Origin of the sequence: Kribbella sp. NBC_00662 (genome assembly GCF_041430295.1) — a bacterium.
Taxonomy (GTDB): domain Bacteria; phylum Actinomycetota; class Actinomycetes; order Propionibacteriales; family Kribbellaceae; genus Kribbella.
On the sequence record NZ_CP109029.1, the window covers coordinates 7231095 to 7255184 of the forward strand.

Genomic DNA, 24090 nt, shown 5'->3' on the forward strand with positions numbered 1-24090 from the left:
AACCCATCGCGCGGCGGGTGCGGTGCGGCGCCTGTCGCGGGGCGGCTGTAGTGCGGCGCCCACGGCGCGGCGGGTGCGGAGCACGCGGGGGCTTACCCACGTGCGCGGCGGCTTACCAGGCGCGGTGGAGGAGTTCGGTGGCTTCGGCGAGGGAGAGGTTGGCTCGGTGGGCGGCTCGGGCGAAGACGGTTGCTGCGGCTCGGGTTTCCTCGTCGTCCACTCGGCTGCGGGACGCGAGGACGAAGGTCCCGTTCCGGCCCCGCGTCTCGACCAGCCGCTCGGCCTCCAGCTCCTTGTAGGCCCGGGCAACAGTGTTCACCGCCAGACCCAAATCCCCCGCCAACTGCCGAACGGTAGGCAACCGAGTCCCCTGCGCCAGTTCGCCGGTCCGGATCAGCCCGTCGATCTGGTCCTTCACCTGTTCGTACGGCGGTTTCGCTGCCGCCGGGTCGACCGAGATGATCATCCGGCAACCCGCTGCAACCCACGACGGCTCGCGGCGACCGTCAGCACCGCCGATCCGATGTCTCGCAGCGTCGTCGCGCGGAACGCCTCCTGCCACCGCAGCTCCGCCTCACGCCCGGACGGCTGGTTCACCCGCAACGCCGTACCCGTCAGCAGCAGCCCGATCGCCCACACCACCACCGCCGCCAGGCCGCTCCCGATCAGGATCCACCCCCGCGCCGGACGGTCGTTCGTACCAAGCACCACCACCCCCAGCGCAGCCCCGACCAACGGCAGTACGACGCACCCGTCGTAGATCGCGATCTCGACCGGACTCAGGTAGTCGCTCAACTTCCGCGGCCGCAGCGCCGCCAGCCGCGGCCCGTCAGCACGTGAGGCCCGAACGGTCCGATAGCCGTTGACCAACGTCGCAAACCCGCCAAAAGCAGCCGTTGCCGCCAGCAACCAGGTGAGCAGCCGAGCGTCCAGCGCCGTCCCCGGCACGAACCCGAGATCGATCCCCAGATGCACCAGTACGACGGCCGCCCCGGCGACGAGCACACCAGCCAGTACGCCGAGGATCAGGATCTCCTGCCGGCGCCGGTACCACTCGAGCGCCACCTCGACCAGGTCGCGGTCCCCCGGCAGCCCACCCCGCTCGACCCGCCGGTCGACCTCCCGCTGCGCCGCCTTCCGACGCTGCACCCACAGGACGACCGACACCACCGTCATCATGGCCACCACCCACAGCACGCCCACGACCAACCACGCTCCCTCGAGGTCTTTGTATCAAATGTATTGATACAAAGAACGTAAGTCAACCGAGGGTCACGCGAAGTCGGCCGCCGTGTACGCCTTCTGCTCGACCAGCACGAGCCAGTTGCCCGAGTTGTCCCGCAGTACCGCCTCCACGCCGTACGGCCGGTCCGCCGGCTCCTGGATGTACTCGACGCCCCGGGCCGTCAGCTCGGCGAACGTCTTGCGGCAGTCGTCCGTCGCCAGCCCGACCCGGTGCATCGAGCCCTTCGCCATGATCCGCCGGATCCAGCCCGCGGACTCCTCGTCGAGCGGCGGTCCGGGCAGCATCAGCGCCAGCTCGAGCTCCGGATGGTCGGCCTGATGCACCGTGCACCAGCGGAAGTCCTCGCTGAGTGTGATGTCCTCACCGAGCTCGAACCCGAGCTTCTCGGTGTAGAACGTCTTCGCCTCGTCGATGTCGTCGACGTAGACCGTCACCAGGCTCACGTTCGTGATCACAGTTCCTCCTCAAAGGTCGTGAGTACGACGCTAAGCCCCGGCCTCCCCCGACGGTTTCTCCGGAATTGCGGAGTTCAGCCCGAGCATGAACACGAAGCACCCCGGGATCCGCGCCCCGGTCTGCGTCCGCTGGTACGCCGTCGGGTCACGTACTGCATCGGCGTCTCGCCGTACTCCGCCGCGAAACACCGGAGGAAGTGGTACTTCGACACGCGCGCCGCGGTCGCCAACGCGGCGAGATCGAGCGGCTCGGCATAGTTGCGATCGGCAACATCCCGCGCCCGCCGCAGATGCGGCAACAGCTCCACCGGCACGACGATCGTCACCGTTCGAGCCTAGCCTCCGCGCAGGAACGACTCCACGACCTCGGCATACCGTTCCGGTTCCTCGACGTTCGGCAGGTGACTGGACTCCGCGAACACCTCCCAGCGCGCATCCGGGATCAGCTCCGCGTACGGCGACACGCACACGGGCTGCGCCTCGTCGTACGCGCCGGAGACAACCAGCGTCGGTACGGCGATCCGCGGCAGCCGGTCGACGATCGTCCAGTCCATCAGGCTCCCGACGACGTGGAACTCACTCGGCCCGTTCATCGTGTGATAGACGGTCGGATCCTCCTCGATGGACGCGAACGCCGCCGCGACCTCCGGCGGATTGGGCACCACGCGGCAGACGTGCCGGTCGTAGAACACCTTCATCGCGGCCGCGTACTCCGGAGAGTTCGTCGTGTCCGCCTCCTCGTGTTCGCGCAGCGTCTCCTCCACCTCGGCCGGCAACCCCGCACGCAACGACGCCGCCGCTTCGAGCCACAGCGGCATCGACGCCGGCGAGTTGGAGATCACCAGTCGTCTCAACCCCGCTGGACGCCGTACGGCGTGCTCCGCCGACAACATCCCGCCCCACGACTGCCCCAGCAGGTGGTAGTCGTCCGCAATCCCCAGGTGATCCAGCAGATTGTCCAGCTCGTCCAGGAACAGCTCGACAGTCCAGTACGACGGATCCGCATCCGGCAGATGAGTCGAGTTCCCACATCCCAACTGGTCGTAATGAATCACGGGCCTGCCTGCCGCCAGCGCAGTCAACGACAGCAGGTACTGATGTGTCGCCCCCGGCCCACCGTGGGCGATCACCAACGGCGTGACTCCACTGTCCAGGTCCCCAGTGATCCGATACCAAGTCTCGCCGTCGGAGAACGGCATCCGCCCTTCACGGGTCGCGGGCAGAATCTCGTACGACTCGGCGCTGCTCATCACAGTGTCCTTTCAGGCATCGAGCCAGTCCCGCACGTGCCGGCGCAGGAAGTCGAGGTCGGCGGGAATGTCGCGAGGTGAGCCGGCTCGATGTCCCCAGATGCTGGGGATCTCCACCAGTTCCGCGTTCCGCAGCGAGGTCAGCTCCAACTCGTTGTCCGCGGTCCGGAAGTAGAGGTCGGTGGCCGACGGCATCAAGAGCACGCGGGCGGTGATCGCCCCGAGCGCTGCGTCCAGGTCGCCGTCGTACGGCGTGCTGATGTCGGCCGCCAGCCACGTGAGCGCCTGCGCGTACTGGTCGGCGGCGGCGCCCTCGGCGAAGCGATCCACCCAGTCGGTCTGCAGGAACGAGTCGAGATCCGGCGCTCCCAGTACGGACTCGAACAACCGCGCCCGATAGAAGTCCTGGCTCAGCCCCCAGCCGGCGTAGACGTGCGCGAAAGCACGCTTGGCGGCAACGGGCTCGGCCGTGAAGTGCCCGTGGCCGTCGTACTCGGGAGCGGCCTCGAGGATCCGCAACAACCCGGACAGGAAGACCCGGTTGTGGAGCGAAGTCCGTGCACTTCCACAGACGACGATCGCGCGCTCGACGAGCTCGGGGTAGAGCGCCGCCCAGTGGTACGCCTGACCGGCGCCCATCGAGAACCCGTACGCCGCGGCGAGGTGATCGATCCCGAAGTGCTCGGTGATCAGCCGGTACTGCGCGTGCACGTTGTCCGCCATCGTGACGAGCGACGGAAACTCCGGGTCCGTCGACGCGCTCGACGAGAGCCCGTTGCTGAACATGTCCGGGATGACGATGAACCACCGCTCGGGGTCCAGTACGCCGTCGGGCCCGATCAGCCACTCCTGCGTCTCGTGCGTCGCGCCGTAACTGCACGGGTAGACGATCACGTTGTCGCGCGCCGGGGACAGCGTGCCGTAGGACTTCCAGGAGAGCTTGGCGTTCCGGACGACACCGCCGTTCTCGAGCTTCAGGTCGCCGAGTTCGAAGCTGCCGGTTGTCACGCGAGCACGCCGGTCGGGAGGATGGCGTGGACGCCCCAGGTCTGGTTCGCGACCTGGGTGACGCGGAGGTCGACGGCGGTGCTGGCAAGTGCCAGGGCGGTGCTCTTGCCTACGTCGAAGAACGCCTGCATCCAGCACACCATCGCGTCCAGCGCGTCGCCGGTCGCGGCGTTCAGGTCGGCGTCGAACCCGAAGGTGATCAGGCCCTCCGGGGTCTCCGCGTGAATCGTCTCGATCGGGCGTGGATCGCGGACGAGGTCCACCGTCAGTGTCGTGGTCATCGGGCACTCGATCGCTGTACCGCCCACCTCACCGTCTCCCTGGGCGGCGTGACCGTCACCGAGGCTCAGCATCGCGTCCGCGACCGCGACCGGCAGGTAGAGCGTCGACCCCGCGACCAACGACTTGCAGTCGATGTTGCCGCCACCGACGGCCCGGGGCGGGATCGTCGAGTGCTCACCGCTGCTCTCGGGCGCCACGCCGATGACACCGAGGAACGGCGCGAGGTCACGGGTGAAGCCACCGTTGCAGCGACCGGTTCCACTGTCGGGATCGAGATCCCAGAGCAGCCAGGCGGGTTGATCGGTGACGCCCAGCCGCTCGGTGATCGGGGACTTCAGCGCGCCGGCGACGGTCCAGCCCCAAGGGTCGGGGGTGAGGGAGACCAACCGGATCGCGAGCACGTCACCTGGCTGTGCACCACGGACGGCGATCGGCCCGGTCAGGCAGTGGCCGCGAGCCTGGTCGAACATCTTCGGCTGCTGCTCACCCGGTGTGGTCTGCGGTGACAGGTAGCCCGAAGCATCCAGTGAATGGACCGTCAACGTGTCGCCCGGATCGATCGTCAGCACCGGAGGCTGCTCGGCGCTGAACACGTCGACGGTGGTCTCGGGGGTTGCGTCCAGCTTGTGGATCATCGTCTACCTCGCGGGCGTCAGGACGTGGGTGGTCAGTGGATGGTGGCACGCGACCGCGTGCAGGCCGTCGGAGGGTTTCAATACCGGGACCTCCGTGGCACACCGCTCGGTCGCGAGCGGGCACCGGGTCCGGAAGTGGCAGCCGCTCGGCGGATCGATGGCCGACGGCAACTCGCCGCCGAGGCCGGTCGACCGGGCCGCGGCCTCCCGGTTCTTCGCGGACTCCGGTAGGGGGATCGCCTTGATCAGCCCGGCCGTGTACGGGTGCCGCGGTGTGCTGTAGACGTCCTCACCGGCTCCGAGTTCGACGAGCCGGCCCAGGTACATCACGCCGATCCGATCGGCCAGGTACTTCAGCAGCGACAGGTCGTGCGAGATCACGACGTACGTCTGGCCGTACCGTTCCTGCAGCGACCGCATCAGGTTGAGGATCTGCGCCTGGACCGAGACATCGAGCGCGGACACCGGCTCGTCCGCGACGATCACCTTCGGCCGGAGCGCCAGCGCCCGGGCCATCGCGATCCGCTGCCGCTGGCCACCCGAGAACTCATGCGGGTACCGCTCGGCTGCCTCAGGTGGCAACCCGACTGCCGCCAGCAGCTCGGCCACGGTACGGCGTCGTTCGCGCCGGGTGCCGACTCCCTGAGCGACCAACGGCTCCGCGATCAGCGCGGCAACGGTCATCCGCGGATCGAGCGCGGCGGCCGAGTCCTGGAACATCATCTGAAGATCACGCCGACGCTTCCGGAATCCGCTCCGGCTCTGCGCCGACAGGTCCCGGCCGTCGAAGGTGACGGATCCGCTGGTCGGCCGCTCCAGCCCCACCAGCATGCGCCCGAGCGTGGTCTTGCCGCAGCCCGACTCCCCGACGATTCCCAGCGTCTCCCCGGCCGCGATGGTCAGCGTCACTCCCGACACCGCTTGCACCGCGCGCGACGGGGCGAAGGGCCGCCTCGACCGCACGCCGAACCGCTTGTGTACGTCGAAGAGCTGCACCAGCGAGTCAGATCCGCGCGGCTCGGCCGCCTCCCGCACGCCGACATCCGCGACCGCGGCCCGGGTGCGCCCGTCGGCCGGATGGAAGCAGGCGTGCAAGTGATCCCCACCTGTCAGCGACGGATCGGCGCTGCGGCAGTCGTCCTGCGCGAACGCACACCGTGGAGCGAACCGGCACCCCGGTGCCAGGTCGAGCAGCTTCGGCGGACTGCCGGGAATCGTGGCCAGCTCCGCGTTCCGGTCGAGTTCCAGTGTCGGCATCGCGGCGAGCAACGCCTCCGTGTACCGATGCCGCGGCCGCTCGAACAATTCGTGTACGCCGCTTTGCTCGACCACCTGTCCGCCGTACATGACGGCGACCCGGTCGGCGTACTCGGCGATCACGCCCATGTCGTGGGTGATCAGCAGGACGCCCATCGACAGCTGCGACTTCAGGTCGTCGATCAGAGTCAGGATCTGCGCCTGGATCGAGACGTCCAGCGCGGTCGTCGGCTCGTCGGCGATCAGCAGCTTCGGATCGCACATCAGGCCGAGCGCGATCATCACTCGTTGCCGCATCCCGCCGGACAGCTGGTGCGGGTAGTCGTCGAGCCGCTCGCGCGGTCGCGGCATGCCCACCAGTCCGAGCACCTCGGTCGCCCGGGCCGTCGCCGCGGCGCGGCTGCTGTCGACGTGAATCCGGTACGCCTCCCGCAACTGGCTGCCGATCGTCCGGACCGGGTTCAGCGAGGTCATCGGGTCCTGGAAGATCATCGCCAGCTCGCTGCCGCGCACCTTGCGCATGGCCGGCTCGTCCAGCTCGGTCAGCTCGCGGCCGTCCAGCCGGATCGAGCCGCCGGTGATCGATCCACCGGGCGGCAGCAGCCGCATGATCGACATCCCGGTCATCGTCTTGCCGGACCCGGATTCGCCCACCACACCAAGGGTTTCCCCGGCCCGGACGGCGAAGCTCACCCCGTCGACAGGACGGATCCGGCCTTGTGCGGTGTCGATCTCGGTCCGCAGTCCGGTCACCTCAAGCAGACTCATGAGCGATGTCACCTCCGTGACGGGACAGCCGGATCGCGACCCGGCGGAAGCTTCGGCCGAACCTGATCCCGGCCCGGGGATCCAGCACCCGCATCAGGTGATCGCCGGAGAAGTTCGCGAGCAGGATGGTCGCCATGATCGCGAGCCCGGGAAAGGTCGACAGCCACCAGGCGTCGGCCAGATTGGTCGCACCGGCGGCCAGGTCACTCCCCCAGTCCGGCGCCGGCAGCCGGACGCCCAGACCAAGGAAGCTCAGGGTGGTGGCGGTCAGGATGCCCCAGCCGATGGCACTGCTGCCGAGCACGACCACCTCGGTCAGCAGGTTGGGCAGCAGGTGCCGCCACGAGGTGCGCAGCGTGGTGGAGCCGAACACCCGGGCGGCCTCGACGTACTCGGCCTTGCGGAGCCGGCGGACCGAGGACTCGACCACCCGCGCGAAGCCCGGAGTGAAGGCGATCCCGATCGCCAGCACGATGCTGCGGACACCCGACCCGGCGGTGGCGATCAGGATCAACGCGATCAGCAGCACCGGCAGCGCGAGGAACACGTCCACCAGGCGCATCACCACGGCGTTGAGCCAGCGCGGCGCGACACCGCCCAGTACGCCGATCGCGACACCCGCGGCGCTGGCGAGAAGTACCCCCAGGAAGCTCGCGACGAGGACCGGGCGTGCGCCGTACACGGTGCGGCTGTAGACATCGCGGCCGAGCAGGTCCGTACCGAACAGATGGCTGCCGCTCGGGCCTTCCAGGTGCGCGTCACTCGTCGCTACCGGGTCGACGTGGGCCAGCACGCCGGGTGCGAGCAGCAGTAGCAGCACCAGGAGGGCCGCGAGGCTCAGGACAACCCACTTGAGCCGGCTCATGCGGCAGCCTCCTGTCTGGTGCGTGGGTCGATGGCGCCGACGATCAGGTCCACGCCGAGATTGATCACCACGTAGGCGATCCCGATCACGACCACCGCACCCTGCACCACCGGGATGTTCTTGCTGGTGATCGAGGTGGCCAGGAAGCTCCCGAGCCCGGCGCGGCCGAAGATCACCTCGGTGATCGCGGCACCGGTCAGGATGTTGCCGAACTGCAGGCCGATCGTGGTGACCGCCGGCACCGAGGAGTTCCGCAGTACCTGCCGCAGCAGCACCCGGAACTCACCGCTGCCGCGCGCCCGGGCGGACTTCACGTAGTCGCTGCGCAGCTCGTCAATCACCCGGCCGCGGACGAGTCGGGTCAGGATCGCCGCGTAGCCCCAGCCCAGCGAGACCGCCGGCAGCACGAGGCTCTTGGCCGTACCGTCGTCGATCGCGGACAGCAGGTGCAGCTTGACACTGAACAGCAGCACGAGCAGCAGGGCCAGGAAGAAGTACGGCACCGCGACACCCGCGAACGAGATCCACCGCGCCACGGTGTCCAGGACCGACCCCGGACGCATGCCCGCGACCAGTCCGAGCGGTACGCCGACCAGCACCGCGACCAGCATCGAGGTCGCCGTCAGGATCAGCGTGCTCGGTGCCCTGGACAACAATTCGTGGCTGACCGGGGTCGAGGTCAGGAACGACGTACCGAGGTTGCCGTGCACGAGGTTGACAGCGAAATCGGCGTACTGCCGCCACAACGGATCGTCCAGTCCGAGTTGCTGCCGCAGTGTCGCGATCTGCTCCGGTGAGGCGTTCGCGCCGTACAGGATCACTTTGGCCGGATCGCCCGGTACGACGTGCACCAGGACGAAGGCGATCAGGGTGATGCCGATGACGACCGGGACCGCCGCGCCCAGCCGTCGCACCACGAACAGCAGCATCAGCCGACCGTGGCGCTGTGGAACGCCAGGTAGCCGTTCAGGGTCTGGTGCAGGTTCTGCACCTTCGGCGACAGCGTGAACGCGCCGGCCACGTCCCACAGCGGCAGGTACATCGAATCCTGCATCAACTTCGCGCCGACCTGCTCGTACAGCCCGTTGCGGGTGGCGTCGGCGGCGGTCGCGTTCGCCTTGGCGATCAGCTTGTCCACCGCGGGGTTGGCGTAGTGCGACCAGTTGAAGCCGGACTGGATCGCGTTGGAGTTGACCCAGATGTTGAGCAGGTAGGGGTCCGCGCCGTAGTAGCCGAAGGAACCCAGGTTGTGCGCGCCGGAGTTGAAGCTCGCCTGCGCCGTCGCGAACGGCTGTACGGCGGTGTTCGCGCTGAACCCGGCCTTCTGCAGCTCCGAGACGACGAACTGCGTCGGCAACTCCAGCCCGCCGCCGCTGAACAGGATGATCTCGAGGCTGAGCTTCTTGCCGTTCTTGGTCCGGATCCCGCCGTCGCCGACCGTCCAGCCGGCCTGGTCGAGCAGTTGGCCGGCCTTGTCCGGGTCGTAGGAGTAGGTCTTGCTCGCCGCCGCGCTGTACCCCGGCGTGATCGGGGTGAGCACGTTGTGCGCGGGCTTGTAGACGTCGTACAGGACGTCCTTCACGAGCGCGTCCTGGTCGACGGCGTACATGATCGCCTGCCGCACCAGCGGGTCGTCGGTCGGCGGTTTGGTCACGTTGATCGGCATCCCCAGCGGCGTACCGATGGAGGGCACCAGCAACTGCTGGAACTTGCCGGACTTCTGCGCGGCCGAGATGTTGTTGGGCGGCAGGTTCATCGCGATCTGCAACTGCCCGCTCTGCAAGGCGTTGTAGCGGCCGCTGTCGTCGGTGACGATCCGGAACACCAGCTTGTCCAGCTTGGCCGGGCCCTCGCCCAGCGCCTTCGGACCCCAGGTGTACTTCGGATTCTTCAGCAGCGTCAGCTGGCTGCCGGCCTGGTAGCTCTGGAACGTGAACGGTCCGGTCCCGACCGGATTGTTCCCGTACGCCGTCGGCCCGTACTTCGCCAGCGCGGCCGGCGACGAGATGCCGAAGTTGCCGGCCGCCTGCTGGTGCAGGAACGACGCGTTCGGCGCCGTGAAGACGATCTGGACGGTGTAGTCGTCGAGGATCTTGGTCTCCTTGTACGGCCCCAGCGCGCCGAGACCGCTCTTGGACTTGGTCTTCGGGTCGACCACGTGGTCGTACGTCGCCTTGACCGCCTTCGCGTCGAACGTGGTCCCGTCGTGGAACGTCACGCCCTTGCGCAGCTTGAAGGTGTAGACCGAGGCGTCGGGCGAGATCGTCCACGACTCCGCCAGGCCCGGGTGGAAGGCACTGCCGCCCTTCCCGTCCGGCAGCCAGTAGACCAGCGGGTCGAACAGCGCGAACGAGATCAGCAGCGTGAGCGCGAGTCCGGTGGCACCGGGGTCGAGGGTGTCGGGGGTGGCGTTGATCCCCATGGTCAACGTGCCGCCGCCGGCGGGCGTGGCCGCGGACGAGGTGCTGTCACCGCAGGCGGTGAGCATCGGGGCGAGGCCGATCCCGGCGGCCAGCCCGCCGCCGAGGCCGAGCAGCCTGCGGCGGGAGAACTGACCTGGATGCGTGAGGTTCATGCGACGTACTCCTTGGGCAGGCAGGAGGGGTGCTATTCCGTATGTTGTATACGGCTTCTGCTACGCGCATGTTTCCAAGGGAGTACGTGACGGTTTCAAAAGTGCCGGTTCGTATACAGAACCGTCAGCTCACGCTGTGGCGTCGTGCGGGCGGACCGGCTCCAGGTGGGGACGCAGTGCGTTGCGGACGCTGAGCACGTGGTGCCGGGCGGCCGCCTCGGCCAGGTCCGGATCACCCGCGGCGATCGCCGCGATCAGGCCGTGGTGCTCGGCCCAGGCGGCCGGGTTCTGCAATGGGGCGCTCTGCCGCAGCAGCCACTGACCGCGCTTGACCATCGGGATCGCCAGGGCGATCAGGTAGTCGTTCCTGGTCAGTTCGAAGATCAGTGAGTGCAGCTCGGTGTGCAGGGTCGACAGCGCATCGAGATCCTGGTCCGGCCCGGACTCGCCGACCAGGTCGAGAATGGCCCAAGCCCTTGTGATCAAGGCGGTTTCGGGATTCTCGACGGACGCCGCCAGCCGGGCGCCGAGCGGCTCGAGGGCGAGCCTGACCTGGAACAGGTCCTCGGCCTGCTGGGCCGACAGCTTGGCCACGAAGGCGCCGCGCCGCGCGGTCACGTCGAGGAATCCCTCGGCCTCGAGGACCCGCATGGCCTCGCGGATCGGGTTGCGGGACACCCCCAACTGCTGGGCGAGGCGGTCCTCGACCAGACGCTCGCCGGGCGGCAGCGAGCCGGCCAGAATGAGGCGCCGCAGCTCGGCGGCGACCACGTCGCGGAGCGGTCGATGGCCGTCGCCGACCAGAATCGGGGTCGTAGTCACCCGGTTCATCGTATACGAACGGAGTGTCCGGACCGGTCTTTCGGTCTGGACCGAAGGTTTCGCGACCGTCGACGGGTCGGGTCAGGCTCGCTCCATGAGAGTCGGACAAGGTGGTAACGGACCGGGACCGCTCACACCGGACGGGAGCGCGGTCGAGCTCTACGAAGTCACGCAGGTGCACGGCGAGGACGAGCTGATCGACGCCGCGATCGATCCCGCCAGCAGCATCCTCGAGCTCGGTTGCGGCACCGGGCGCATCACCCGGCCGCTGCTCGCCCGAGGGCACCGGGTGCTCGCCGTCGACGAGTCACAGGACATGATCGCGAGGGTCATCGAGACCGAGACGATCTGCTCGACGATCGGCGATCTGCGGCTGGACAAGCAGTTCGACCTCGTCCTGATGATGTCGTTCCTGATCAACGTTTCCGACGACGCCGAACGCCTGCGCCTGCTGCAGACCTGCGCGCACCACGTTCGCCCCGGCGGCTCCGTGATCCTCCAGCAGCAGACCCCGGGCATGCTGCGCGGTCCGGCCGTGATGGTGAACGAGCAGCGCCGGATGGAGATCTCCGACGTCGAGGAGCTCCCCGGCAATCGCCAGGCCGCGACGCTGACCTACACCATCGACGGCAAGACCTGGTCGCAGCGGATCCTCACCCAGAACCTCTCCGAAGACCAGTTGGCGGCCCAGCTCGCCGAGGTCGGCCTACAGCGCACCGACTACCTGTCCCCGGACAAGACCTGGGTACGCGCACGTCCCGTCTGACGCGCGGCAACCTCGCACGGCCCTGCGGACCCTGCAGGGTATGACCATGACTTCGAGCCGGCCGGAGAAGCCTCCGACCGCGCGCGACGGGGACCTGTGGGACGCCTTGCGCCGCCAGGAGCCCGAGGCGCTCGGCGAGCTCTTCGGCCGGTACGCCGCGGCAGTGCACGCGTACGCCGTACGCCACACCGGCTCCTATGCGTACGCCGACGACGCGGTCCAGGCGGCCTTCATGACCGCGTGGAGGCACTTCGGGCGCTCGGATCCTGGCCCGCTGAGGTACGACACCGCCCTCCCCTGGCTGCTCGCGATCGCCCGCAACGAGCTGCGAAATACGGCCAGAGCACGCCGGCGCCTGACGCAGTTCCTGCTCCGGCAGCCGGCGCCGCTCTCCCATCCCGACCACGCCGAGACGGTCGCTGCGCGGGTCGACTCGGAGAAACACATCCGGGCTGTTCGGGCGGCGCTGTCCGACCTGCCCGCCCACGAGCGCGAGACCGTCGAGCTCGTCTACTGGGCCGAGCTGTCGATCGCCGACGCCGCCGTCGTACTGGGCGTTGCCGAAGGCACCGTCAAAGCCCGCCTGTCCCGCGCCCGTCGCCGGCTACCGGCTCTGCTGGAGGAGCACCGATGAACCTCACCACGCCCCCTCCGGTCGAGCCCCTCGACCCGGACTACGCCACCGACGTACGCCGCGATCTCGTACGCCGAGTCCGCGCGAAGCGCCGTCTCCCCACCTGGACGCCCGTACTCGCCGCCGCTTGCGGCATCGCGATCATCATCGCCGGCGGTCTCTTCATCACGCGCAAGGACAGCCTGCTGTCCCCCGCCGACCGGCCGTCGATCGTCCAGGTCCCGGCCGCCAAATCACCGACGCAGTCGCTCGATCTCGGCCCGGCGTCGGGCAACGAGGCGAGCGTCGCGGCCGTGGCCTGCCTGGCCGAGGAGGCCGCTGCCGCGAAGCCGAACCAGTACCCCGAAGGGTCGCTGGATCCGGCCACCATCCAGCTCAAGTCCGCGCGCTGGATCAAAGGGCTCGGGACGCCCGGTCGCGAGCGCGAGCTGGTGCAGTCGTTCATGACCGCGAACTCGGTCTGGTTCCTGTGCGTCGACGGGCGGGCGCAGTCGTACGAAGGCGTCGGCGACGGCGCGACCGACGATGTCGTCGGATCCTGGTCCTGGGCCAACGTCGGCTCGCCGAGCATGCTCAGGGCGACGTTCGCGTTCCGCACGCTGGCGATCGTGACCAAGGTCGAGCTGCGGGTGCGAGGCACAGAGGGTGCTTCACCGTGGTCCGTGGTCTCGGTCGCCGACCGGGGCGGGTACGTGACAGCAGTCCTGCCGGACGCGCGAGCACAGCACGCATGGGCAGAGGTGGACATCCGTGGGCTCGACAAGACCGGCAAGGTGCTGTTCGAGAAGACCGTTGGCTGAACCCTTCAGCCCTAGGGCGGATGTCGTGAAAACCTGACGAGCGTTCTCATGGCGTCGCCAGTTTCCTGCAAAGCGCCGGGGTGCTCAGCCCCTGCCGACGTCGCGGGGTTGTCGGCGGTTGTCGCGGCGCGCATGGTGGTTCGAGGGGAGCGATCGTCGCAGGGGGGCAGCCGATGAGTCAGGCGAGCGAACGTGCGGGTGGTGAGCAGGCGGCCGGTGGCCGGTCCGCCGATCCGCAGGTGCTGATGCGAAGCCGGCAGTACCGCGGCCTGCTGGTCGTGTCGGCGTTGATCGGTGTGGTCGTGTCGATCGCGTCCTGGGGCTTCCTCGAGCTCACCCATTGGCTGCAACAGGCGTTGTACTTCGACCTTCCGAAGACCCTCGGCTTCGACTCGGCTCCGTGGTGGTGGCCACTGCCCGTGCTCACCGTGGGCGGACTGGTGATCGCGTTCGCCGTCGTGAGACTGCCCGGTCATGGTGGTCACGAACCGTCCGAGGGGCTGAAGACCGGCGCACCGACCACACCTGTCGAGTTGCCCGGCGTCATACTCGCCGCCGTCGCCACGGTCGGTCTGGGACTGGTCCTCGGACCGGAGGCACCGCTGATCGCCCTGGGAGGTGGCGTTGCCTTGTTCGTTGTGGACCGGGCGAGGCGACCGGTCCCCGACCAGGCCAAGCTCGTCCTCGCCGCGGCGGGTGGGTTCGCCGCGCTGGCGACGATCTTCGGATCGCCGGTCGTCGGCGCGGTGATCATCATCGAAGCCGCGGGCCTCGGTGGACCCATGCTGCCGCTCATCCTGCTGCCGGGTCTGCTCGCGTCCGGCATCGGCTCTCTGGTCTTCCTCGGGATCGGCAATCTGACCGGCCTGAGCACCAACGCCTACGCACTTCCGCCACTGACACTCCCGGCCTACCCGACCCCGCAACTGGTCGACTTCCTCTGGACTGTCCCGCTGGCCTTGGTGGCAGCAGGTGGCGTCTTCGCGGTGATGACGCTGGGGCGGCATACGCGATCACTGGTCGCACGGCGACCGTTCCTGCTGATTCCGCTCGCCGCGCTGGTGGTCGGTCTGCTGGCCATCGCCTTCGCCCAGATCAGCGGGCAAACGGCCGACGCCGTGCTGTTCTCAGGTCAGGACGAGATGTCCGCGACCTTGCAGCAGGCGGGGAACGTCTCGCTGGGCACGATCGCGCTGCTCCTGGTGGCCAAAGCCTTGGCGTGGGGTGTGTCGCTCGGCGCTGCTCGCGGCGGTCCGACGTTCCCCGCCATCTTCCTCGCGCTGGTCGGCGGCCTGCTGGCATCGCATCTTCCCGGGTTCGCCGAGACCCCGGCCATCGGAGTTCTGATCGGAGCATCGGTCGTCGCAGTACTGAGACTGCCGCTGTCCGCGATCGTGCTCGCTCTGCTGATCACCCAGGCCGGAGCTGGGGTCGCCCCGCTCGTCATCGTGTCTGTGGTGGTGGCTTACATCGCCACACTGGTCCTCTCGGCACGCAGCACGGCTCCCCGCGAGGGGTGATGATGGCGGCGATCATCCTGTTCCTGAGCGCCTACCCCGCCCGGGCCGGACGGCGTTCACGACTTTGGCCACTGCCGTCACCAGGAACAACTGGCCGAACAGCATCTCGGTGACGGCGAGGCTCTGACCCGGGTTGCCCGCGGGGACCAGGTTGCCGTACCCGGTCGTGGTCAGCGTCGTGAACGAGAAGAACAGGTCCTGGGAGATGTCGCCCTCCCCCTGAGTCCCGAAGAACGGACCGTGCTGCAGGGCCCCCAGGGCCCGGTAGGAGAACGCGAACGCCATACCGAGCATCAAGTACGCCGCGATCGCACCCAGCAACGTCTCGATGTCCACGGCTGGTCGCAGCACCAGATGGCGGACGATGACGACCGGTGCGATCAGGTAGAGCAGGCCGCAGGTCACCGCGATCAGACCCCCGCCAGGGGGCTCGCCCGGGACGAACAGCTGCAGGATCGCGACCGCGGCCGAGGCGATCAGGACCGCGCTGGCGACGGCGCGGAGACGCCGCCGGGCCCGCGAGGCTTGCAGCGTCGTCCAGATGGTGCCGATCTGCACGAACAGCACCAGTGACAACGCCCAGGACGCCGTGACCGTCGCCGACACGGTGTAGGTGACCAGAATGAGCACCAGCACCAGGCCGTAGCTGTCCGGCGAGCCGAAGACGTCGCGGAGCCGTCGGGCGCGGCGGCTCCGCGGTCGCCGCGCCTGGTCCTCGGGGTCGCCGGGGTCGTCGGCCATGTCGCCGGCACTCACCCAGTGCTCGTCCTCGATGGCATCTGAGTCACCCTCCCGTGGTGGTCCACCTCGTTCTTCGAGGACACCTGAGTCGGGTCGCCGCGGCATCACCCCGCGTGGGTGACATCGCCGGCCGCAGCCTGTTCCGCTTATTCCGCCTTCTTCTCCACGGGCTTGGCGTCGACGCCGGCTTCCTTGCGCTGCTCCGGCGTGATCGGCGCCGGTGCCGCGGTCAGCGGGTCGAACCCGCCGCCGGACTTCGGGAACGCGATCACGTCGCGGATCGACTCCGTGCCGGCGAGCAGCGCGGTGATCCGGTCCCAGCCGAACGCGATCCCGCCGTGCGGCGGCGCGCCGAACTTGAACGCGTCGAGGAGGAACCCGAACTTCTCCGAGGCCTCCTCGTCGCTCAGCCCCATCACCTTGAACACGCGCTTCTGTACGTCCTCGCGGTGGATACGGATCGAGCCACCGCCGATCTCGTTGCCGTTGCAGACGATGTCGTACGCATACGCCAGCGCCGATCCCGGGTCGGTGTCGAACGTGTCCAGCGAGTCCGGCTTCGGCGACGTGAAGGCGTGGTGTACGGCGGTCCACGCGCCGGACCCGACCGCGACATCACCAGCGGCCGTCGCGTCGTCGGCCGGCTCGAACAGCGGCGCGTCGACGACCCACACGAACGACCACGCCGACTCGTCGATCAGCCCGCCACGACGGCCGATCTCCAGCCGGGCCGCGCCGAGCAGCGCCCGCGACGACTTGATCGGACCGGCGGCGAAGAAGATGCAGTCGCCCGGCTTCGCGCCGACGTGATCGGCGATACCCGCGCGCTCCTCCTCGGACAGGTTCTTCGCGACCGGCCCACCGAGCTCGCCGTCCTGACCGACGAGCACGTAGGCCAGTCCGCGGGCGCCACGCTGCTTCGCCCATTCCTGCCACGCGTCCAGCTGCTTCCGCGGCTGGTCGGCGCCACCCGGCATCACGACGGCACCGACGTACGGCGCCTGGAAGACCCGGAACGGCGTGTTCTTGAAGTACTCCGTGCACTCGACGAGCTCCAGGCCCATCCGCAGATCCGGCTTGTCGGACCCGAAGCGGGCCATCGCCTCGCCGTACGTCATCCGCGGGATCGGCGTCTGCACGTCGTACCCGACGAGCTTCCAGAGCGCGGTCAGGATCTCCTCGGACAGCGCGATGATGTCGTCCTGGTCGACGAAGCTCATCTCGATGTCGAGCTGGGTGAACTCCGGCTGCCGGTCGGCGCGGAAGTCCTCGTCGCGGTAGCAGCGGGCGATCTGGAAGTACCGCTCCATGCCGGCCACCATCAGCAGCTGCTTGAACAGCTGCGGCGACTGCGGCAGCGCGTACCAGCTGCCCGGCTGCAGACGCGCCGGCACCAGGAAGTCGCGGGCGCCTTCCGGCGTCGACTTGGTCAGCGTCGGCGTCTCGATCTCGACGAAGTCATGCTCGGCCAGCACCGCACGAGCGGCCTGGTTCACCTTGCTGCGCAGGCGGATCGCCGCACCGGGACCCTGGCGGCGCAGGTCGAGGTACCGGTACTTGAGCCGGATCTCCTCGTTCACCGGGGTCGCGTGGTGCTCCTCGACCGGGAACGGCAGCGGAGCGGCCTCGTTCAGCACCTCGACCTCGGTCGCGATCACCTCCACCTCGCCGGTCGGGAGGTTCGGGTTCGCGTTGCCCTCGGGGCGCGGCGAGACCTCGCCGACGATCTTCAGGCAGTACTCCGAACGCAGGCCGTGCGCGGCGTCCTCGTCCCGGATCACGACCTGGACGGTGCCGGACGAGTCGCGCAGGTCGATGAACGCCACGCCGCCGTGATCGCGCCGCCGCGCCACCCAGCCCGCCAGGATCACGGTCTCGCCGGCGTCGGATGCACGCAGCGAACCTGCGGAACGGTTACGGATCACGAGTTCTCCTCTTGCGTTTCGATCTGAGGTGTTAGGTCGGCCGCCGGCGGCGCCCAGGTCGCCGGGTCGACCGGCACCTGCTCACCGCTACGGATGTCCTTCATCTCGGGGCCGTTCTCGGTGCTGAACAGCACGAACGGGATCCCCCGCCGGTCCGCGAACCGGATCTGCTTACCGAACTTCGCTGCCGCCGGCGCCACTTCCACCGGAATCCCGCGGCCGCGCAGCTGAATCGCCGTACGCATCGCGTCCGCGCGGTCTTCCTCGGAGTTCAGCGCGATCAGCACGGCCGTCGGCGTACTGCGGCTCGCCTTCAGCAAGCCCTTCCCGATCAGCCGGTGCACCAGTCGCGACACCCCGATCGAGATCCCGACGCCCGGGTACGTCGTCTTGCCGTCCGACGCGAGCGAGTCGTACCGCCCACCGGAGCAGATCGATCCGTACCCCTCGTCACCGATCAACTGCGTCTCGTAGACCGTGCCGGTGTAGTAGTCCAGCCCGCGCGCGATCTTGAGATCGGCCACGAGCAGACCCGGCGCGTGCTCGTTCGCAGCCGTCATGATCTGCGACAGCCGCTCGAGCCCTTCGTCGAGGATCTCGTGCTGTACGCCGAGCGCGCGCACCTGATCCGCGAACGATGCATCCGTGCTCGAGATCTCCGCCAGCCGCAACACCTGCTTGGCGGTCTCCGCGGACAGGCCGGCGGCGGTCAGCAGGTCGGTCACCTTGTCCGGGCCGATCTTGTCCAGCTTGTCGACGATCCGGAGCGCGCCGGTGATGTCCTCGATGCCGAGGCCGCGGTAGAACCCCTCGGGGATCTGGCGGGTGTTCACCTGGATCCGGAACGCCGGGATCGGCAGCTTGCGGAACGCGTCCGCGATCACCAGCGGCAGCTCGACCTCGTAGTGGAACGGCAGCTCACCGCTGTCGATGATGTCGATGTCCGCCTGGGTGAACTCGCGGTACCGGCCCTCCTGCGGGCGTTCGCCGCGCCACACCTTCTGGATCTGGTAGCGGCGGAACGGGAACGTGAGCTTGCCGCTGTTCTCCAGCACGTACCGCGCGAACGGGACGGTCAGGTCGAAGTGCAGTCCGAGGGCCGCGTCCTCGTCGGCCCCGGCGGCAAGCCGTCGTACGCCGTAGATCTCCTTGTCGGCGTCCTCGCCCTGGTTGGACAGGCGCTCGACCGGCTCGACCGCACGGGTCTCGATCGACGCGAATCCGTGCAGCTCGAACGTCTCCCGGATGGTGTCGAGGAACTGCAGCTCGACAATTCGGTCTGACGGTAGGAATTCGGGGAACCCGCTGAGTGGGGTCACCTTGCTCATGATTTCGGTATCTCCAGGTCCTGCAAATAGGGGTTGGTCGCCTTCTCCCGGCCGATCGTGGTCTGGCCACCATGACCCGGCAGGACGACGATCTCGTCGCGCATCGGCAGGATCTTGGTGGCCAACGTATGCAGCATCGCCGGATGATCGCCGCCAGGCAGATCCGTCCGGCCGATCGACCCGGCGAACAACACGTCACCGGAGAACAGGACCGCGGGCACGTCTTCCGGCCCGTCGTACGGCGTGGTGAACGTGACCGACCCGCGGGTGTGGCCCGGGGTGTGGTCGACGGTGAAGGTGAGGCCGGCCAGCTCCAAGCTCAGGCCGTCCTTGAGCTCGGCGACGTCGTCCGGCTCGGCGAACTCGTGGTTCCCGCCGAGCAGCATCCGGGCCGACTCCGGACTGATTCCAGCCATCGGGTCGGCGAGCAGGTGCCGGTCGTCCGGGTGGATCCACGCGGTCGCGTCGTACGTCCCGCAGACCGGGAGTACGGAGAACATGTGGTCGATGTGACCGTGCGTGAGCAGTACGGCGACAGGTTTGAGCCCGTTCTCCCGGACGACCTGCTCGACGCCGTCGGTCGCGTCCATTCCGGGGTCGACGACGATGCATTCCGCGCCCTGGCCGGTGGCGACGACGTAGCAGTTCGTACCCCACGCACCCGCGGGGAACCCGGCGATGAGCACGACAAACCTTCCTGGAACGGATACGGGAACACCTAAGGCTACCGGTGCGGATCGGGTGAGATCGAACCGGATTGTGACGCAACACCGTTGCGCCTGAGCTGGGAGTTTGTGATTGTTCAGGGATAAGCGTCGAGAAGGCAGCTCGACGCGCCCAGGCGGGGCCCTGTTCGCGCGGTTGGACCGGGGGCCGACCAGAATGGGCACGAGCGCAGTGCATACCGCCGGAAGGGGCGAGTTGTGGCCGGAGAGAACTGGGGCCGGGTAGCCGAGGACGGAACGGTCTTCGTACGGACGAAGGACGGTGAACGGGCAGTCGGTCAGTGGCCGGACGCCAACCCTGAGGAAGCGCTCGCTTTCTACACCCGCCGGTACGACGCGCTCGCGTTCGAGGTCGAACTGCTGGAGCAGCGGGTCCAGGCGGGCACAGTGTCACCGGACGACGCCCGGGCCGCGGTCAAGAAGGTCACCGGCTCGATCGAGGAGGCCCAGGCGGTCGGCGACCTCGACGGCCTGCGCGCCCGGCTCGACGCGCTCAGCCCCTTGGTCGCGCAGCAGCGTGAACGCCGCAAGGCCGAGCGCGCCGCGAAGGTCGAGGAGGCACGCTCCGCCAAGACCAAGATCGCCACCGAGGCCGAGACGATCGCCGCCGGCACCGACTGGCGCCACGGTGTCACCCGCCTGCGCGAGCTGCTGGACGAGTGGAAGGCACTCCCCCGGCTCGACAAGTCGTCGGACGACGAGCTGTGGCACCGGTTCTCTTCCGCGCGTACGACGTACACGCGGCATCGCAAGCAGCACTTCGCCGAGCTGTCCTCCAAGCGTGAAGAGGCCGCTGTGGTGAAGGAGCGGCTCGCCGCCGAGGCCGAGACGCTGTCCGGCTCCACCGATTGGGGGCCCACCTCCGGCCGCTTCCGCGACCTGATGAGGCAGTGGAAGGCCGCCGGGCCCGCGCCGCGCGAGGTCGACGACAAGCTGTGGGCGCGCTTCCGGGCTGCTCAGGACCTGTTCTTCGGCGCACGGGACGCCGTACAGGCCGAGGAGAACGCGGAGCAGGTCGAGAACCTGCAGGCGAAGGAAGCGCTGCTGACCGAGATCGAGACGATCCTCCCGGTCGAGGACGCCCGTACGGCGCGCGAGCAGCTCCGCGAGTACCTGGACCGCTGGGACCAGATCGGCAAGGTGCCCCGCGACTCCATGCGCGCCATCGACGGACGCCTGCGAGCCGTCGAGCAAGCCGTCAAGGCAGCCGAGGACGAGGTCTGGAACCGCTCCAACCCAGAGGCCCGAGCCCGCGCCGAAGCCACGGTCAAGCAGCTCCAGTCCCTCATCGCCGACCTGGAAAAACAAGCAGCCAAGTTCGAGTCCCAGGGCAACACCCGCAAGGCGACGGAGGCCCGCGAAGCCATCGCCGCCCGCCGCGAATGGCTAACCCAAGCCCAAAACGCCCTCACCGACTTCAGCTGACTGGTACCTCCCCAGGCAGTCGCGCCCACACGCGGTGAGCGGAGAGCCACGCACCACCGGCCCACGCGGCGCTACGCGCAACTACTCCGTCGCCGGGCTACGCGCCGCTCCGACCCACCCATGCGAGAGCGTCATGGTTGTGGTGGTTGAGGGGGCTGTTCGTTTGGGCCTGTGGACAACTTTGCGCACGAAATCGTTGGTTCGGCGATCCTGTCGGGATGATTCCAGCGGACCTTCCACTGTATTTCTGCGGCATTCCCTTCCGGTCCCACCAAGTTGGCCGGAAACTCCAATGGCTTGTCGGTCGCGGTGAGATCCGCCGGCTGATCTCCGATATCTATGTGGACGTCCGCGTATCCGACACCCAGGAGCTGAGAGCGGACGCCCTGCGCCTCGTCGTTCCGTCGAAAGCCACTGTCTGCGGGCGTGCTGCCGCATGGCTGCACGGCATCGACACCACGGCGCTGACGCCTGACTCCTTTCGCCCGCAATGGACCTTCACCGAGCGCCCAACAACTGAGGTGCACGGCCTGAAGGTCACCACACCGGCCGCCACGGCCGTCGAATTGGCTCGGCACCTGCCGCGTCCGTTCGCGCTCTCGGCCGTCGACGCGCTCCTCCACTCGGGCATGCCGTTGGATGAGCTCAAAGCCGCATCTGTTTCCTACTTCGCCGAAGACAGCACCTCGCCGGGCGCGCAGACCATCCGGCTCGCCGACGGACGATCGGAATCGCCTGGGGAGTCCTGGCTCAGACTCCGGCTGTTCGACGCCGGGTTCCCCCGCCCGGACCTCCAGGTCCGCGTCGAGGGCAACGGTCGTAGCTATCGGTTGGATGTTGGGTATCCGGATCGGCCGGTCGACGGGCGGTGGTTGGGGTTGGAGTACGACAGTGATGCTTGGCATTCGTCAACCAGACAACAGCTCAGGGACGAGACCCGTCGTACTGAACTGGATGCGTTGGGGTGGCACATTATTTCGGTGCGGCGGACTGACTTGTGGGGGTCTTATCCGGCGTTGGAGTTGGCGGTTGGGTCGTTCTTGTGTCAGCAGCCGCGGTTGCCTCGGCGGTGGTGAGGGGGCGTATCAGATGGTCCAGCCGGTGTGAGCGGCCCAGTGTTCGGCTGAGGTCATGAGGAGGTCGGTGGCGGGGGCTTTGATCTGGCCGTAGTCGAAGATGTCGGGGACGGATTGGGCCAGGCGTTGTTTGAAGGCGCCCCAGGTTTGGCGGGCGGTGTCGTTGGCGCGCAGGTAGTCGCGGAAGAGGAGGGCGTAGCGGGTGTTGGGGCCGTTGAGCAGGCGGACGTGGACGTTTGTTGCGCGCTCGCCGATGGGTGGAGCGAAGACGAGCTTGTCGCAGCGGTGGCCGTTGGAGATTTCGAGGTGGTTCCAGGGTTCCGGGCGGCAGCGGAAGCCTGCGTTCTCGAGCAGTTCGACCAGCTCGGTCGAGAGTGCGGTCACCCGGACCTGGGCGTCGATGCAATTCTTCGCGGCCAGGCCAGGGACCGAGGTCGAGCCGACGTGATCGATGGCTACAGCTCGATCTCCCAACGCTGCCTGCAATCGTGCGGCGAGGTGGGTGAACTCACTGGGCCACTCAGGGTTGTAGTCGACGACATTCACAGCAGGGCCGAGCTCGTCGGGGAAAGGCATTGGGTCATGATCGCAAGCGGTCGGTTCGCCGCGGGGCTGGGACGGCGAACCGACCGCGGGCGGGATCAGTCGTTGTAGGTCATCTTGCGCCTCACTACTAGCAGGACGGCGAGGGCGAGTACGCCGGACGCCGCGGTGATCGGGACGATGTAGTTGTGGTGAGAGCTCGGCGCGGTGACTGCGGCGGCCGTGTCGTAGCCGCCGGCCACTCCGGACTCGTTGTAAGTGCTGCCGGGGAACTTGTCGGAGTAGCGGTGGGAGACGAGTTCTTGGTACGCCGTGACGGTGATGGGCTTGGCGCCGATCGACTCCACGGCGGACGGGTTGAGGGGACGGATCTGGCCGGCGGTCAGGGCGTACCAGGCGCCGATCTGCGGTTCCGTGAACAGCAGCGCGCCGTCGGCGGCGGCAGCCATCCGGGACTCGGTGTTGCCGGAGGCGACGTTCACCGGCTGCCAGACACCGCTCGAGTCGGGCGCAGTGAAGACGGTCAACGCCTGACCACCTTTGCTGGCAGCCGTTGCGGCGTACCAGAAAGTCGCGACCGGCGCCGATGCGTCGCGGACGAAGGCCGGGTTGAGTGCGTAGATCGCGTGGCTGTCGGTCCCCACGCTGGCGGCGGCTTTGGCCGTACCGGGGACCTTTGCGAGCAACCGGGATGCGTCCGACGAGTGCGCAGCATTGGTTGCCTTGGACAACTCGCTTGGCGCGACCGGCTGTGGTACGGCGGCGCCGGCGGGAGCAGCGAAGGCGAGTCCGAGACCGAGAGCGGCAGCGAGTACGGCGGCACAGCGAAGCAGACGGCGCATGTCAGGCTCCGATCCGGTACAGGGAGTGCGTCCAGGTGAACTGCGAGTTGGACCGGTACCAGTTGTACGTCGAGTAGTTGTAGCGCGGGTCGTCCGGCCACGGGTTGTAGTACTCGAGCGTCGAGTCCGAGGCGTCGTACCCGATGATGTCCATCATGTGCCCGCCGCCCGAGGACCAGCCGATCCGCGTCATCACCGGGCGGCCGGCAGCGATCTCGGTGACGAGCGTGTTGAAGCTGAGCGTGCCGGAGATGTAGCTGCCGGCGCTGATCCCGATCGAGCGGAATGCCTGCTGGTCGTTCGCCAGCGTGGCCTGGTTGTTCGGGCAGGTCGCGTTCGCGTTGTTGCCGAAGGCCAGGTTGCAGAACTGGTTCTGCGAGTACGACCGGCCGTAGAACGCGGCGATGCTGTTGCCGGTCGCCGCCCAGCACCAGTTCGACTTCTGCTGGGCCTGGCCGGAGACGTTCAGGTAGTAGCTGCTGGGCGCGGCCGAGGCGGGCGGTGCCAGCGGGGCCAGCGTCGCGAGCCCGAGGATCGTGGCCAAGAGCAACGACCAGGAGCGGCTGGGGCGGAGCCTGCGCATGGGTCCTCCTTCGATCGGA

The 24090-nt window shown here is 68.3% G+C and carries 25 protein-coding genes; 6 read left to right on the plus strand and 19 right to left on the minus strand.

The genetic code is table 11. From position 1 onward, the window contains the following. Positions 1-112: 112 nt before the first annotated feature. The 12 genes from OHA10_RS35605 to OHA10_RS35660 form a co-directional block, all read right to left on the minus strand. Positions 113-466 (minus strand): GntR family transcriptional regulator, encoded by a 354-nt coding sequence (locus OHA10_RS35605; protein WP_371403181.1) that lies wholly within the window; start codon positions 464-466, stop codon positions 113-115. Further along, the gene (locus OHA10_RS35610; protein WP_371403182.1) at positions 463-1203 is read right to left on the minus strand and encodes a hypothetical protein; all 741 of its coding nucleotides are present in this window, start codon (positions 1201-1203) and stop codon (positions 463-465) included. Before OHA10_RS35610 ends, OHA10_RS35605 begins: the two co-directional genes overlap by 4 nt. Before the next feature lie 69 nt (positions 1204-1272). Beyond that, positions 1273-1701: a VOC family protein gene (locus OHA10_RS35615; RefSeq protein ID WP_371403183.1), complete on the minus strand. Its 429-nt coding sequence runs from the start codon at positions 1699-1701 to the stop codon at positions 1273-1275. Between the two features lie 74 nt (positions 1702-1775). Next, positions 1776-2027 carry an AraC family transcriptional regulator gene (locus tag OHA10_RS35620; RefSeq protein ID WP_371403184.1) on the minus strand — a complete coding sequence of 84 codons (252 nt, stop codon included), beginning with the start codon at positions 2025-2027 and terminating at the stop codon, positions 1776-1778. Positions 2028-2036: 9 nt separating this feature from the next. Next, on the minus strand, positions 2037-2951 hold the full coding sequence (locus OHA10_RS35625) for a proline iminopeptidase-family hydrolase (protein ID WP_371403185.1): 915 nt from the start codon (positions 2949-2951) through the stop codon (positions 2037-2039). Between the two features lie 12 nt (positions 2952-2963). Continuing rightward, positions 2964-3959: an alpha/beta fold hydrolase gene (locus tag OHA10_RS35630; RefSeq protein ID WP_371403186.1), complete on the minus strand. Its 996-nt coding sequence runs from the start codon at positions 3957-3959 to the stop codon at positions 2964-2966. Next, positions 3956-4876 (minus strand): acetamidase/formamidase family protein, encoded by a 921-nt coding sequence (locus OHA10_RS35635; protein ID WP_371403187.1) that lies wholly within the window; start codon positions 4874-4876, stop codon positions 3956-3958. Before OHA10_RS35635 ends, OHA10_RS35630 begins: the two co-directional genes overlap by 4 nt. A 3-nt stretch (positions 4877-4879) precedes the next feature. Continuing rightward, positions 4880-6901, minus strand: a complete 2022-nt coding sequence (locus tag OHA10_RS35640; protein ID WP_371403188.1) for a dipeptide ABC transporter ATP-binding protein — start codon at positions 6899-6901, stop codon at positions 4880-4882. Then, positions 6888-7766 (minus strand): ABC transporter permease, encoded by an 879-nt coding sequence (locus OHA10_RS35645; protein WP_371403189.1) that lies wholly within the window; start codon positions 7764-7766, stop codon positions 6888-6890. The genes OHA10_RS35640 and OHA10_RS35645 overlap by 14 nt, the downstream gene beginning before the upstream one ends. Beyond that, the gene (locus OHA10_RS35650; protein ID WP_371403190.1) at positions 7763-8695 is read right to left on the minus strand and encodes an ABC transporter permease; all 933 of its coding nucleotides are present in this window, start codon (positions 8693-8695) and stop codon (positions 7763-7765) included. The genes OHA10_RS35645 and OHA10_RS35650 overlap by 4 nt, the downstream gene beginning before the upstream one ends. Then, positions 8695-10341 (minus strand): ABC transporter substrate-binding protein, encoded by a 1647-nt coding sequence (locus OHA10_RS35655; protein ID WP_371403191.1) that lies wholly within the window; start codon positions 10339-10341, stop codon positions 8695-8697. The genes OHA10_RS35650 and OHA10_RS35655 overlap by 1 nt, the downstream gene beginning before the upstream one ends. 129 nt (positions 10342-10470) lie before the next feature. Continuing rightward, positions 10471-11163: a GntR family transcriptional regulator gene (locus OHA10_RS35660; protein ID WP_371403192.1), complete on the minus strand. Its 693-nt coding sequence runs from the start codon at positions 11161-11163 to the stop codon at positions 10471-10473. Positions 11164-11257: 94 nt separating this feature from the next. Between OHA10_RS35660 and OHA10_RS35665 the strand changes: the two genes are divergently transcribed. The 4 genes from OHA10_RS35665 (at position 11258) to OHA10_RS35680 (ending at position 14883) form a co-directional block, all read left to right on the plus strand. Then, complete coding sequence (locus tag OHA10_RS35665; RefSeq protein ID WP_371403193.1) at positions 11258-11929, plus strand: class I SAM-dependent methyltransferase; 672 nt, start codon at positions 11258-11260, stop codon at positions 11927-11929. 40 nt (positions 11930-11969) lie between these two features. Then, positions 11970-12563: an RNA polymerase sigma factor gene (locus OHA10_RS35670; RefSeq protein WP_371403194.1), complete on the plus strand. Its 594-nt coding sequence runs from the start codon at positions 11970-11972 to the stop codon at positions 12561-12563. Continuing rightward, positions 12560-13363: a hypothetical protein gene (locus OHA10_RS35675; protein ID WP_371403195.1), complete on the plus strand. Its 804-nt coding sequence runs from the start codon at positions 12560-12562 to the stop codon at positions 13361-13363. Before OHA10_RS35670 ends, OHA10_RS35675 begins: the two co-directional genes overlap by 4 nt. Positions 13364-13536: 173 nt before the next feature. Beyond that, positions 13537-14883 (plus strand): chloride channel protein, encoded by a 1347-nt coding sequence (locus tag OHA10_RS35680; RefSeq protein ID WP_371403196.1) that lies wholly within the window; start codon positions 13537-13539, stop codon positions 14881-14883. A gap of 12 nt (positions 14884-14895) precedes the next feature. Here the strand turns inward: OHA10_RS35680 and OHA10_RS35685 are convergent, their stop codons facing one another. From OHA10_RS35685 to OHA10_RS35700, 4 genes are all read right to left on the minus strand, one after another. Further along, complete coding sequence (locus OHA10_RS35685; protein WP_371403197.1) at positions 14896-15639, minus strand: ion channel; 744 nt, start codon at positions 15637-15639, stop codon at positions 14896-14898. Between the two features lie 131 nt (positions 15640-15770). Beyond that, positions 15771-17549, minus strand: coding sequence for an aspartate--tRNA ligase (aspS, locus tag OHA10_RS35690; RefSeq protein WP_371403198.1), 1779 nt, complete (start codon positions 17547-17549; stop codon positions 15771-15773). Continuing rightward, positions 17546-18877, minus strand: coding sequence for a histidine--tRNA ligase (hisS, locus tag OHA10_RS35695; RefSeq protein ID WP_371403199.1), 1332 nt, complete (start codon positions 18875-18877; stop codon positions 17546-17548). The genes aspS and hisS overlap by 4 nt, the downstream gene beginning before the upstream one ends. After that, on the minus strand, positions 18874-19563 hold the full coding sequence (locus tag OHA10_RS35700; RefSeq protein WP_371403200.1) for an MBL fold metallo-hydrolase: 690 nt from the start codon (positions 19561-19563) through the stop codon (positions 18874-18876). The genes hisS and OHA10_RS35700 overlap by 4 nt, the downstream gene beginning before the upstream one ends. A 237-nt stretch (positions 19564-19800) precedes the next feature. Here OHA10_RS35700 and OHA10_RS35705 point away from each other — a divergent pair, with 237 nt between their 5' ends. Continuing rightward, the gene (locus tag OHA10_RS35705; protein ID WP_371403201.1) at positions 19801-21027 is read left to right on the plus strand and encodes a DUF349 domain-containing protein; all 1227 of its coding nucleotides are present in this window, start codon (positions 19801-19803) and stop codon (positions 21025-21027) included. A gap of 218 nt (positions 21028-21245) precedes the next feature. Beyond that, positions 21246-22103: a hypothetical protein gene (locus OHA10_RS35710; RefSeq protein WP_371403202.1), complete on the plus strand. Its 858-nt coding sequence runs from the start codon at positions 21246-21248 to the stop codon at positions 22101-22103. Between the two features lie 9 nt (positions 22104-22112). Here the strand turns inward: OHA10_RS35710 and OHA10_RS35715 are convergent, their stop codons facing one another. The 3 genes from OHA10_RS35715 to OHA10_RS35725 all read right to left on the minus strand — a co-directional run bounded on the left by OHA10_RS35715 (position 22113) and on the right by OHA10_RS35725 (position 24071). Continuing rightward, a complete protein-coding gene (locus tag OHA10_RS35715; protein ID WP_371403203.1) occupies positions 22113-22679 on the minus strand; it encodes a GrpB family protein in 567 nt (188 codons plus the stop codon). A 65-nt stretch (positions 22680-22744) separates the two neighbouring features. Further along, the gene (locus tag OHA10_RS35720; RefSeq protein WP_371403204.1) at positions 22745-23488 is read right to left on the minus strand and encodes a hypothetical protein; all 744 of its coding nucleotides are present in this window, start codon (positions 23486-23488) and stop codon (positions 22745-22747) included. A 1-nt stretch (position 23489) separates the two neighbouring features. Further along, complete coding sequence (locus OHA10_RS35725; protein WP_371403205.1) at positions 23490-24071, minus strand: papain-like cysteine protease family protein; 582 nt, start codon at positions 24069-24071, stop codon at positions 23490-23492. Positions 24072-24090: the final 19 nt, after the last annotated feature.

Excerpts from the sequence above, each read along its gene's own strand:
- OHA10_RS35720 (WP_371403204.1), bottom strand. The coding sequence starts at position 23,488 with ATGCGCCGTCTGCTTCGCTGTGCCGCCGTACTCGCTGCCGCTCTCGGT.
- hisS (WP_371403199.1), bottom strand. The coding sequence starts at position 18,877 with ATGAGCAAGGTGACCCCACTCAGCGGGTTCCCCGAATTCCTACCGTCA.
- OHA10_RS35710 (WP_371403202.1), top strand. The coding sequence starts at position 21,246 with ATGATTCCAGCGGACCTTCCACTGTATTTCTGCGGCATTCCCTTCCGG.
- OHA10_RS35675 (WP_371403195.1), top strand. The coding sequence starts at position 12,560 with ATGAACCTCACCACGCCCCCTCCGGTCGAGCCCCTCGACCCGGACTAC.
- OHA10_RS35635 (WP_371403187.1), bottom strand. The coding sequence starts at position 4,876 with ATGATCCACAAGCTGGACGCAACCCCCGAGACCACCGTCGACGTGTTC.
- OHA10_RS35645 (WP_371403189.1), bottom strand. The coding sequence starts at position 7,766 with ATGAGCCGGCTCAAGTGGGTTGTCCTGAGCCTCGCGGCCCTCCTGGTG.
- OHA10_RS35640 (WP_371403188.1), bottom strand. The coding sequence starts at position 6,901 with ATGAGTCTGCTTGAGGTGACCGGACTGCGGACCGAGATCGACACCGCA.
- OHA10_RS35725 (WP_371403205.1), bottom strand. The coding sequence starts at position 24,071 with ATGCGCAGGCTCCGCCCCAGCCGCTCCTGGTCGTTGCTCTTGGCCACG.
- OHA10_RS35605 (WP_371403181.1), bottom strand. The coding sequence starts at position 466 with ATGATCATCTCGGTCGACCCGGCGGCAGCGAAACCGCCGTACGAACAG.
- OHA10_RS35665 (WP_371403193.1), top strand. The coding sequence starts at position 11,258 with ATGAGAGTCGGACAAGGTGGTAACGGACCGGGACCGCTCACACCGGAC.
- OHA10_RS35625 (WP_371403185.1), bottom strand. The coding sequence starts at position 2,951 with ATGAGCAGCGCCGAGTCGTACGAGATTCTGCCCGCGACCCGTGAAGGG.
- OHA10_RS35670 (WP_371403194.1), top strand. The coding sequence starts at position 11,970 with ATGACCATGACTTCGAGCCGGCCGGAGAAGCCTCCGACCGCGCGCGAC.
- OHA10_RS35650 (WP_371403190.1), bottom strand. The coding sequence starts at position 8,695 with ATGCTGCTGTTCGTGGTGCGACGGCTGGGCGCGGCGGTCCCGGTCGTC.
- OHA10_RS35680 (WP_371403196.1), top strand. The coding sequence starts at position 13,537 with ATGAGTCAGGCGAGCGAACGTGCGGGTGGTGAGCAGGCGGCCGGTGGC.
- OHA10_RS35715 (WP_371403203.1), bottom strand. The coding sequence starts at position 22,679 with ATGCCTTTCCCCGACGAGCTCGGCCCTGCTGTGAATGTCGTCGACTAC.
- OHA10_RS35655 (WP_371403191.1), bottom strand. The coding sequence starts at position 10,341 with ATGAACCTCACGCATCCAGGTCAGTTCTCCCGCCGCAGGCTGCTCGGC.